Origin of the sequence: Acetobacter musti (assembly GCF_011516835.1) — a bacterium.
Classification (GTDB): domain Bacteria; phylum Pseudomonadota; class Alphaproteobacteria; order Acetobacterales; family Acetobacteraceae; genus Acetobacter; species Acetobacter musti.
The window spans coordinates 1-11,426 of record NZ_WOTB01000060.1; the positions used below are offsets into that span (position 1 = coordinate 1).

5 protein-coding genes and 2 pseudogenes are annotated in these 11,426 nt (G+C 49.8%); 3 read left to right on the plus strand and 4 right to left on the minus strand.

What is annotated here, in order from left to right:
* Window positions 1-1,733: 1,733 nt before the first annotated feature.
* Window positions 1,734-1,973, plus strand: coding sequence for a hypothetical protein (locus GOB93_RS20050; RefSeq protein ID WP_173585168.1), 240 nt, complete (start codon window positions 1,734-1,736; stop codon window positions 1,971-1,973).
* Here the strand turns inward: GOB93_RS20050 and GOB93_RS20055 are convergent.
* A complete protein-coding gene (locus GOB93_RS20055) occupies window positions 1,961-2,893 on the minus strand; it encodes a hypothetical protein (protein WP_173585169.1) in 933 nt (310 codons plus the stop codon). The genes GOB93_RS20050 and GOB93_RS20055 overlap by 13 nt on opposite strands.
* Window positions 2,894-3,013: 120 nt before the next feature.
* Window positions 3,014-3,682: pseudogene (locus GOB93_RS20060) on the minus strand (transposase); the annotation flags it as partial.
* Here GOB93_RS20060 and GOB93_RS21285 point away from each other — a divergent pair.
* Complete coding sequence (locus GOB93_RS21285) at window positions 3,614-3,856, plus strand: hypothetical protein (RefSeq protein WP_206752626.1); 243 nt, start codon at window positions 3,614-3,616, stop codon at window positions 3,854-3,856. The pseudogene GOB93_RS20060 and the gene GOB93_RS21285 overlap by 69 nt on opposite strands.
* Before the next feature lie 412 nt (window positions 3,857-4,268).
* Window positions 4,269-6,065 carry a glycosyltransferase family 2 protein gene (locus GOB93_RS20065; RefSeq protein WP_173585170.1) on the plus strand — a complete coding sequence of 599 codons (1,797 nt, stop codon included), beginning with the start codon at window positions 4,269-4,271 and terminating at the stop codon, window positions 6,063-6,065.
* Window positions 6,066-6,403: 338 nt separating this feature from the next.
* On the opposite strand, the pseudogene GOB93_RS21825 reads toward GOB93_RS20065, so the two are convergent.
* A pseudogene (locus GOB93_RS21825) lies at window positions 6,404-7,073 on the minus strand (transposase); the annotation flags it as partial.
* Window positions 7,074-7,557: 484 nt separating this feature from the next.
* Window positions 7,558-10,989, minus strand: a complete 3,432-nt coding sequence (locus GOB93_RS20080) for a beta strand repeat-containing protein (protein WP_173585172.1) — start codon at window positions 10,987-10,989, stop codon at window positions 7,558-7,560.
* Between the last annotated feature and the right edge of the window lie 437 nt (window positions 10,990-11,426).

The window sequence follows — 11,426 nt, forward strand, 5'->3', positions numbered from 1 at the left end:
CAGCATCTGCACTCGCGCAGCAGTCAGTATCCGGGCATCGTCACCGAGCAGCCGGGCCCGCGTAACTGAGCCTGTGGGCGGCAGCATACGGACTTATATGCAGGCCGGCGGGCGAAGCCAGTGTCCACAAGCTGCTCCCCGGCGGCATATGAGTCCATCATGCCCAGGTGACGCTTTCTAGCCTTATGCCTTGGCACATCCAGAAAGACTATGACGCCATCCGGCAGCGGATTGCTTATTCCCTATGCAAAGCGCACGAGTCACCAAGGACGCTATGACAGTCGCAAAATAACACGTCCGTTACTCCAGGTATTGCTGAAGGGAGCGGGATGAGAGCGATAGCGGAACCCGGAGATTTGTTTTTATTTAGCGACGATTTTGCAAAAATGAAGTTTTGCTTTTCTGGAATGAATGACGGACGGCACTCATTAATCCTGCATTCACACAAACTGTGTACAAAAAGCCTCTGCCTCCTGCCCTCGAAGTGATTTCGCGGGGAAGTAATGGGAACCCACTCCCTCTTTGCGGACGGCCGCAGGACCGAATTGTGTTCAATTGTAACGTACAATTAAGATTTGTCCGGACCTCACTTTCGTTAATATTCCGGTAATTAATTTTCTGCTAAGAGGATTTTGTGCGGACGCCATCCGCACCAGTTCCTTCTATTGACTACTCCCCTGCCCGTTCCGAAACCGGGCAGGGGATTCTTATTTTGCGCCAAAGAAGAATCCTCCCGGCCCACTGCTTGTCGCGACACCGGAAATGCAGTCCCATCGAAACTGCACCGGATCGTTCGCCTGAAAGATATGGTGAAAAGCTTACTCTATGAGCCTCCTTACCAGGCCGCTGATAGCCAAGAATTGCCTGACACTATCGTCAAAAAAAGAAATAGAATCAGTATTCCAAAAATGCTTTGGATTCTGTATTATGATATAGGAATTCCAGCCTTGGTTTTATCAGCCGTAAGGCGAATAAGCGAACTTGAGGCCGCGACGGCTTTACGAGCAGGACCCATGCCCGCGCTGACGATCAGGAACGCCCTCCCGGTTTCGACCTGACGAGCAGCGAAATTTCTGGTGATTCCGCTACGTTCAAACCGTACACGGGACGTTTCCAGCGACATCCGTCGTGACCGGGATAGCAATCGCATCGAGCAAATGTTCAACAGGCTCAAACAGTCTCCGTATCCCCACCCGCTATGACACAACAAGAAAATCGTTCGTCGCTTTTCTTAGTCTCGCGGCCACGAAACTCCGGCTGCCGTCCTTAGGCAACAGAACATATCCCCGACGCTCTTTTATCTCACGAGCGCCAGCCGCCAGTCTGTCTGTATCGCGGAGCATGGTGATGCGCCGGCATTACGCCACGCCATTTTCAGTCATCTTATGACTGCACGTATCCGACAGAAGCCATTTCAGAACGCCAGTTCGCCTTTTTTGCTTGCTTCATAGATATGATGCCCGGCCCCAGGCGATCTCTGCTAAAAATGCCTGCCTTTTACTCCTGCCTGAAACGCAATTTATGCAGCATCCTCTTGGGCTGATCCAACTTCAAACCAAGGAGCTTCCGAAAGCTCGAATTGTGACCAGACAGCGTAAATCCGATGAGATAGTTAAAGAAATATTAGAGAAATTACATCAAGATCGAAGTACTCACACGGGATCTGGGACACTTTTGGCGAACGTATGTGTCGAAAAAATATTAAGACATAAATGCACCGGAACGCGACGAAAATGGATGAAAATAACGACCCATTGGTAAGAATTGTACTTAATTGCGGAGATACGGCACGATCAATATCCGAGCAACAGTATGAATTAGCTGTCGAGAGAGAAGATCGAGCCGCTGCAAGAAAGTGGTTGGAGGTGTTTTCCGGCTTCATGACGGCAACCCGCGTTCTGCGCTCCTCGTCTGTGTCGCCAATCAGAGTTGATGATCACCAGGATGAATGGAACAGCGATCAGGAAAGTTGACTTCGTTTATCGAAAAAACATTTGATGAATGATTCTGCATCCAGGTCGACAATAGCAGATGCATCAGCATCTCCCATATGGACATAAACCTGCCTGGCGGAAATGGTCGTATCCGGCAAATATCTCGACGGGTAGGTGGGAGCCGCCGGGCTGGTACTATCAGATTGAGCGGGCAGGATCTGATTATTGGAAACCGAATCCGAAACAGTCACTGTTCCGTAACCCTCGATAACACTACCTCCTCCTGCATCGTTCACCGTCAGACCGTTATCCGTAATGACTAACGTGTCATTAAGGGTATCGATAACGCAGTCCCGCTGCACTGTCATTTGACTTTCATTTACGCCTTCGAAAGTACATTTGAAGCCCGTTTCAATATCGGAGTCTGATACATAGCCGAATTTGGTCTCCGCGCCTGCGGTGATCGAGTGACCACCACTCTCAGGTGACCCATTGATGCCTATGAAGGTCGCCCCGGTAAGATCTGATTTTGCGCCGACACTTACTGAGTTAGTATTTTGCCAGACATAATTGCCGTACATGCGCGTATAGGCGTCAGAACTGATGTCTGCCGAAAGAGGGCCCGGATCGGTCATATTATAATTACTCACGGTGGAAACATAATCAGATATACTGATGCAGTTTCCGGACCCGGCGAGCTTCACGTAAAACACGCCGCCGGCGCCACTTTCGGTAGTATTTCCGTTAAGTAATATTGTATTATTAGATCCAGTGAGATCAATCGTTACTCCATTGTTTGGAATATAGTTACTCCAATCGACGGTCTCGCTGCCATAGGAACTAAAGAGGTCATTATTCCCGGAATCTCCGATAATTGTCAGATTGGCATGGTTGAGATTGATCACGCTCCCGGAAACGCAATAATCCGAATCATCAACTGTACTTATCTGGTCGCTCATAATTATCGCTATTCCTGCTATGTGAATGCGAGGCACGTCGCACCTTCATTTGGCATTACGATAACATTTTAGTAACAATTTATCTACCGGTGGGCGGAGAATTTTGAGGCTCAGGCCCCACTCTTTGAGCCAGACAGTGAAGGCGGCTGCGATATGGATTGCAGACATGAACATATGAGCGCAGCGGTCATTCCTGATAGCCATCTGTCATCGGTCTTTAAGTTTCTGCGGCCATGTTTTCGATCAGATGGCGCTTTTTATACAGATGCCAGTTGTAAGGTGGCTTTGATTTCCGGTGCTTCTTCATTGGGAAGATCTTCCAGGATTACATCTGCCCCCTTGAAGTCACTGACCCGCCTTGCAGTCAGATACAGTCGGACCTGTCGCCCCTGACCGTCGCAGATAGCATAAAGCTCTGAGTTCACGCTGCCTTTCGTGCGTCCGACATGGCGAAGAAAAACTCTTTTTAAGCAGTGACGCCGCTGTCCGGTACGCTTTCCGATGTGTCGCATCAATCACCAGGCGCTTCGACCTGCCCGCCTGTTCTGTCAACGCGACGAAGATCCGGTGAGAGACATCGGAGCGGCTCCAGCGGACAAAGCGGTTGTATAAGGTCCTATGTGGACCATACGCTTTCGCGGCATCTTTCCACTGAAGCCTGTCGCGGATCACATAGACGACCCCGCTCAGAATACGACGGTCATCCACACGCGGAACCCCATGCGCCAGTGGGAAAAACGGCCTGATCAGCTCCATCTGACCCTCAAAAAGCAAAAACACCTCGTTCACGTCCTCAACTTCATGGGTAAGTCTATGAATTCTACAGCGGTACTCAAAACAATGGTTTACCAACTCCTGAACCTGAGAATTATCGCTATCGCACGACGTCTCGTCACCATCGCCAATGCCGTCCTAAAACAGGCTTGCCATGGCGCATTAGCCCCGTCGTCGAACCACAAATGATAATTCGCGCTAGCTGACGGAACGCTGGCGCTTTCGCAAGCCGCAATCTTGCTCTGAAAGCCCTTCAAATACCTGCGAGAGCGAGGAAAATAGCGCAGACTGGAAATTGTCGCGATGGCACGACATCTTGCCAGTATTACTAAGGTAGTGCCCAAAAAACGGGTCAATCCTGCTACCTTGAGGCGCCCTATAAAGGCAATTTCTTAACGAACCATGTATTCAGAGCTAGAATAGCAAAACTGGTTTCGTGACCGTTTTACCCCGTCAAACGGAATTCTATTCGTTCTCCAAGACCTGCTCGTAATTCCGAGCTGACAAATACCCGCAAATTCACCGATATTTCAGCGGCATACTTGCTTCAATCGAGCCAGGATATTAAAAATTATCTTTTAAACGTTAGGACTACAAAAATATGCCAAGATACTTCAAAATCAGGTCCTTTCATGATCTCTGGCTTTCGACGTCGATACATGCGCCAAGCGTCAGCAACTCCCGAGAAGACGCTTCTGTCGATCGTCACGAACTCATAGGCTTTATCGTCGAAAGCCGCCCTCAGCTTTTATTTTTGACCGTCGGATGTCCACTGTTGTCTTTTGATATTGCTTGCAGTGGTCTTGAAGGAACAGTTATCCCTCTCCGAATGGGCACATGCGAAAACTCAATGGATGTGACGTTCCAGGACCCGACGACACTTCTTTATCTCAGTGCTATCATACCTGATTTGCATAGTGGCACTGCGCGCATTGAAGGCAACCGTGATCACGTAAATGACTGGGAGCGATTCCGTCTTTTTCCTGTCTCAGCAGCAGATATCCCTGCTAATCTTCCTGATATCTCCAGAGAAATAGAAGACATTTTTATTACGGGCCTAAATTCGTCTGGAATTCAGGAATTTATTCGCACCTATAATGGGTCCTCTGCTGTTCCGGCATTAGATGCTATCGCGCCCTTGTTGCCGTACGACGAACTCAACACTTTCTCTCACAGTCTGATTACAGATAAATTTTTACGTGATAAATTTACCACTTGCGCCGCGTGTGATCCGTGGGCCGAACAGGCTATTCCAAATCTCGCTGCCTGGCTTGAAAAAAGACATGCTGGAAATGGCAAGGTGCCTCCGGCCAGACGTTATATCAGTCCGGCCTCCGACAGTTTTCTTGCTATAAAGGGTCTCGAAGGTAAGACGGCCAGTTTCGCTCATGCCTGCAATCATGCTATCCGCCGCGTCGTACCTGCCACTCGTGGCATATGCATTCTCGCGTGTGTCCGTAATGAGGGCATTTACCTTCTTGAGTGGATCGCTTACCATCGTGCCATTGGCGTCGAATGGTTCTTCCTATATAGTAATAATAATGAAGATCAGTCAGATGAACTACTCTCGGCACTTGCTGAGAAAGAATTCATTACATGGATCGATAACGTCGTAGACGCTAAGGTTCCCGCACAATATAAAGCCTATGGGCACGCACTTTCTCTCTTGCCAGACATTCTTGACTTTAAATGGTGTCATGTAATTGATGGAGATGAGTTTATAGCTTTGAACCCAAAATATTTTAACAATATTAATGAGTTTTTTTCTTGGAGTGAGCATCGTCGAGTTGATGCATTAGCGTTAAATTGGCGGTTCATGGCGTCGGAGAAAACGAAAAACAGCCTTGATGAAATTTTTATTCCTTTGACCGAGCGCAATAAACAATTCGTTGGCAACGGCGCGATTGGTGAAGGGTGGCGTCTCGTTAAATCTGCGTTCCGACCTAGATGTGTTCTTCATTCGCGTGCCCATCACCCGGTCGAGTGGACGCTCAATCCACTCAGATACACTCTGGCAAACGGTGAGAAACATGAATATCTTCAGCCACCAAGCGGGATGAATCGCAGCGCCGGCTTTGCCGATAAGGGCAACTTTGAAGCAATTTGTATTTACCATTTCTTCTATAAATCTGTGGAAGAGTGGATGTGGAAAAGTTCTCGTAATCGTGGCGACAACCCGATGTCGCCAGTCTTGGACTTAGCTGCTTTCAATGATGACTGGATTGGTAATTTTATACGCCAATATGAAAATCATCGTGCACAATCAGAGTCGTGGCTGCATGCCATTATGCCTCGAGTGAACGAGGAACTCCGCCGTCTGCGAAACATTTCAACTATTAAGAATAGCGGAACGGAATGTACAGATTTCGTTCAAGACCCGATTCGAGAGTGTTCGTAAATTTTTAATCGAAAAAAATGTTCGTCAGTATCTCGAACCGCGTAACCAACTCTTCTTCGATCTGCTCGAACGCTACGAACGATGAAATTTTACAGGCCTGCCGATGTTGCAGAATAGGCGAAAGCACAATGTTATGAGGTTGGCTAGGGAAGAGGCCAGGGCGTGTTTCGCCTAAGGCCAAGGACCGCTGAGACGAACCGGATTTTTGCGAGGAAGGTAGATTCTGGCTTGTCATAACGTGTCACGATGCTTCTGAACTGCTTCAGTCTGGCGAACACGCATACAATGGTGCTTCTGCTTATGCAGAGCGTAAAGCTGCAGCCTAGAGGAGTTCCATTTTAAGCTGGTTCATACCCTGCTGCCGTGCAGAAACCTGCGCTAAAGGTGGGGAGCATCGCCCCGACGGCGCCTCCCGGAGCACTGACAGTCCGTTCGGCCTTTGCGCGCCGCATGGGCTTAAGTTTTGAGAGGGCCATCTCAATGGGATTGAAGTCCGGGCTGTATGGCGGAAGGAACATCACTTCTGCTCCTGGCCGCTCAATAGTGCTTTGTGCCGCCTGGCGCTTGTGAGCCGGGAGAGTGTCCATCACGACAATATCCCCCGGTTTCAGTGTCGGTACGAGAACCTTTCGACACAGGCCAGAAAGATCGTGCCGTTCATGGGACCATCACGCACGAATGGCACCGCGGTCATGTCTGTCAGGCGCAGACCCCGGTAAACGTCGTGGTTTTCCAGTGGCCGTGCGGCACGCCAGCCCGACAACGTTCCCTGCGTAAAGCGCGATCACGCAGGCGGGTAATCTTCGTGGAGAGTTCGGTTTCTCGATAAAGATCAGACAGTGCGGATCGTGGATCAGGCTGGAGATCAGACCAGTCCTGCCGTCGTTTCAGCGCATCCCCCCGTTCCTGCTTCAGTGCAGGGGCAGTCTTTCTGAATGTCCATCCGCGCTGCCGCGGCCAGCCAACCGGCTTCTGCCGGTCATCTCTTCTGGTCTGGGTTACGCTCAGAGCCAGAAGATGTCCCACGATAACAACGGCCATATGAGGCTTCGATCCGTTCTTTTCTTTTCGCGCCATCGCAGCCGACCATGAACCGTGTTCCGGGTTCAAGCGCAGCGTCTCCAGCTATCAATGATCGCTGTCGTCGGTTCGTCCTGCTTTCAGGCCGTAATACCCGGTACGCGGCACAGCTCGCAGATCGTGGGCCAGAGCCCCGAAACATTTCACCGCAGTCCAGCACCGGAGCTCCTGATAAACCGCAGATCATGGTGGCGTGGCGCAGCATTCTCCTTCATCAGAAGAAGATGCGAAATAATCAGCGATCCGCGAACGCTGTTCGTCACTGGCCTCAGACTGATATGGTTTGCGTGGAATAATCATCTATCTCTACCGCACAAGTCGCATCAGAATAGTGTATAATGCGCACCGAGGCGTCCTAAACGGACTAAATCAGCCGGGACTGCCACAACGATCGCTAAGCAGCGCTACCGAATCAACTGCTTAAGACAAGGCCCTGGGTGCTGTCAGTATTGCTAAAAATGACGGAGCTTCCATCATTTAGATTAACGGTAAGTGTGTTCCCAGAGATAGTAAAATTCGAAACATCATCGATTTGTGCAGTATCTTTTGTGCCATCGAAGCCGGAAATAACTGAATTGCCGAGACCAGCTTTCAACAGCAGATCGGCCCGGATGGAGGCTGTCAGATCGGCGGTGAAGCCACCCGCGTCGCTGGCTGTCAAATTGAATGCACCGCTTCCGGCCGTAAGTGTCGCGGCACTCTCGGCGACAAGAGTGACATTATCAGTTGAATTGCCACCGATGAGCGTCAGGCTGCCAGTGCCTGTACTGCGACCGGTGTAGGTTTCTGTGCCGCTGTACGCGGACGCGCTAAAATTAATGTTCATTGCACCCGAGCCGGCAGAAATAGCGTCACCGGAACCGTTATCCGCGATGAAGCTGAGCGTGCCAGAGCCGCCCGATACTGTTGAATTGCCAAATGATGTAAGTATCGCTGCACCGCTACTGTCGTTCAACGAAACAGTATCGTTGATACCTGTGAACTCAAGGGCAGCTGCGCCGGTTGCCGTTAAGTTGACCGTAGCGGTATCGTTATCGATGATAACATTTGTCGTGCTGGCCTCTCCGACAGACAAGATGTCTGTCCGGGTCGTGTCGCTGCTGGAGCCATTTTGGAGCGTCAGTTCATTACGGTCAGATCCTGGCTCGTCACCCATTGTAACAGTGGTTGTTCCAGCCGTCTGGACGACGGTGTGGCTACCCGCGTAAATAGTGTTCTGTGCTCCAGCTGCAGAATAGACTGTTAATGTACCGTCATTACCTTCCTCGTCATTGATCAGCGTAGTCACCGACTTGCCGGTGTAAATATCTGTGTCCCCCGAATTGCCGTAAAATGTGAGATTAGCGAGAGCATGACGATTATCGAGGATTTCCTTAATACCCTGAACAGCGTGGTTAGACACGACAGAATATTCGGTACCGGCGCGAACGCCATAATTAATAAGGTTTATATACTGGGATTGCGATTCACCGTTACTGTCGACACCGAATGTCAGATCAGATTCATGACCGATATCGGCAACGACAGTTACAAAAGCTTCGGAAATCGTCATCCCTTTAAAGGATGTCACATCATCGAAAGTAACTGTATTACCATCTGTCAAACTGAGGACAAGATTTCCGTCAACAATGGTATATCCGGAAACGTTATTTACAGTAGCAGTATCCTTTTCTCCATCAAAACCACTGATGACTGAATTTCCGAGACCGCCATTGAGAAAGAGTTCGGCATCTTCAGAGGCTGTGAGATCGGCAGTAAAGCCGCCGGCGTTGCCCGCTGTCAGACTGAACGCTCCACTTCCGGCTGTAAGGTTAGCGAACTTCTCGCTGATGAGAGTGACGGCAACGGACGATGAACCGCCGATGAGGGTGAGGCTGCCGTTGCCCTCCGAGGCCTTGCGGCCTATATAGGTTTCGACTCCGTTGTCACTCGACTGACTGAAGTCGATGTCCATAACGCCGGTACCCGCATAGACCACGTCACCGCTTTCAGCTCCCGCAACAAAACTCAGAGTGCCGGAGCCGGCGTAAATGGTATCCTCTCCCTCGGATACGATCTGAGCGCGACCCGTGCTGTTGATATATATAGTTGCATTTGAGCCAGTGAATTCTGTTGTTGCAGCGCTATAGGCTGTCACAGTAACAGCTTGCGTATCTTCGTCGTGGATAATATTTGTGACTGATGATCCGCCGACCAGACTGATGACAGTCTCTGTCAGGCCGACACCCAGCAAAGACGTACCTTCTACAATATCAGGGTCGATAGCAGCTTCTATTGTCAGAGTGTTTACGCTGGAATCAATTTGCTTACCCATAGTCACAACGTTAGTGCCCCCAGTCTGGAGGACGGTTGAGGCACCTGCGCCAATAGTATTATTGGCGCCCGTAGAAGAAACCACGGTGAGAGTACCACTGTTGCTGCGTGCATTGTTTATAATGGTTGTGGTGGCGTCTCCTGTGATGATTTCTGTGTCACCGACGTTACCGTAGACGGTAAGGTTTGCATCTGCCACGCTATTATCGATAATTTCCTGCGTCCCGTGGGCAGCTTCATTTGAGATGATTGCTACTGCTGTCCCTGTGGTGGACGACGCATTTTGCAGAACCAGATCCGTCGAGGCGGAACGCCCATTGATGTCCAGGCCAAAAGTTAACGTTGTTGACTGTGCGACTGTTGTCTCAACGGTTGTAGTCGCAGATGAGGGATCTACAATAATGGCAGTCGGACCGGGGCTTGTTACGGAAACCGCAGCAGAGGCTGCGGAAGTGACGTTGTTCAGGCCGATGGCGACTGCTTCAATGTCGTAGTTACCAGAGCCAACCTTTTGTAGTGTGACGGTCCAGTTACCATCGTCGTCGGCAGTGGTAGTGCCCAAAGCAATGACAGGCTTGCCATTTACCACTTCATACAGCGTGATTTTTGCGTAAGGAACTGTGGTTCCAGATATCTGCGAGCCCTTGAGCACGTCAGAAGCGATTGTGTTTGTACCGGTCGATGTCCCGATAACTGGCGTCGGTGTGAACGTCGTGGTCTCGGCATTTTCTGAGACCCATAAGGCCTCGCCGGCCATTGTGTTGGGATCTGTTTCGGATCCTACGCCCCAGATGCCGTCCGATGCGTCCGACGCATAATTTTCTACAATCCATGCTGTGGGGATGGCGCCAGCACGCTCGTAATCCTCCACAACGATCTTTACATTGATTGCAAACCAGCCATCCCCCCCCACGGGAGACAGAATAACGCTCGAGACAAGATTATTGACATTTGCCCACTGAATTTCTTGGTAACAAAATTCTTGATAAGCGGCGCTCTGCGCGACAAAGTATCCAGGTGGCGTGTCCAGGGAAATACCGCCACCCAGAAGGCAGGCTTGCTTGATTTCCTCGTAAGGTTGATATGTGGTTGTGAACCAGTTATCCATCGGGAAATCGCCATTGGGAGACCAGATTGGAGCAACGGCTTCAACCCCGTACGCTTTCGCAGCCGTCACCGTTGCGACAAAATCTGTGTACCAGGTGGGATCACCCCAGAAATTTATAATCGAGTTCCAGATCGATGGCTTGAGACCTTCGTCTATCCAGTCGACCTGATAGACATTCTGTAACCACTCATCGATGGCGCTTGCGTATTGCAGGTTAATTTCCGCAGCGCCGTAAGCACCTAATGACGCCATTCCCGCCGCGATTTCGCTCCAGTCACCAGCGGCAATTGCCTCATATACGCCTGTTTCCTGAGTGTAAAAGCCTGTTTCGCCCAGCGCTGCCAGAGTCGTGAGGTTGCCTGGATCTTCGAAAGCGCTGATTCCGTAGACTCCGCCGAGATAGTTTGTGTAATTTTCACCCATGATCGCCCGCCGACTTCCGCACATATTGTCACGACATGTCTAATATTCGAGACGAATTGCTGAGATATTCTTAATTTCTCAGAGAGGATTTTTTGTTGAGTGATTTACGTTTTATTTATTATATTATGTTTTCAATAGAGGAAATTATTTGAAGTACAGTAAAAAATAATCGTCTCTCGCTGAGATGCTCCGCTATTACGAAAAAGCGTTTTATTTGTATCGCATTTTATAAATGGAGAGTCTGATTTTACGTGAAGTTGGTCTGGTCTTCTCTTGTTGAATGGCGGCCTGGGCCTGACATGCCCTAAGCGTTTCAACGACCGGTTCAGGGGTCGGTACATAGAACGGGCACAGATATACGCTAAGGTCGGATGCTGAGGGTATATGACGGAAAACAGGTGTTTTCCGTCATTTTTTTCTTGCCGGGAAAAGATAGC

What these genes read in the sequence shown, in the direction of transcription:
- GOB93_RS20050 (WP_173585168.1), top strand. Translation starts at nt 1,734, where the DNA reads ATGGATGAAAATAACGACCCATTGGTAAGAATTGTACTTAATTGCGGA.
- GOB93_RS20055 (WP_173585169.1), bottom strand. Translation starts at nt 2,893, where the DNA reads ATGAGCGACCAGATAAGTACAGTTGATGATTCGGATTATTGCGTTTCC.
- GOB93_RS21285 (WP_206752626.1), top strand. Translation starts at nt 3,614, where the DNA reads ATGCGCCAGTGGGAAAAACGGCCTGATCAGCTCCATCTGACCCTCAAA.
- GOB93_RS20065 (WP_173585170.1), top strand. Translation starts at nt 4,269, where the DNA reads ATGCCAAGATACTTCAAAATCAGGTCCTTTCATGATCTCTGGCTTTCG.
- GOB93_RS20080 (WP_173585172.1), bottom strand. Translation starts at nt 10,989, where the DNA reads ATGGGTGAAAATTACACAAACTATCTCGGCGGAGTCTACGGAATCAGC.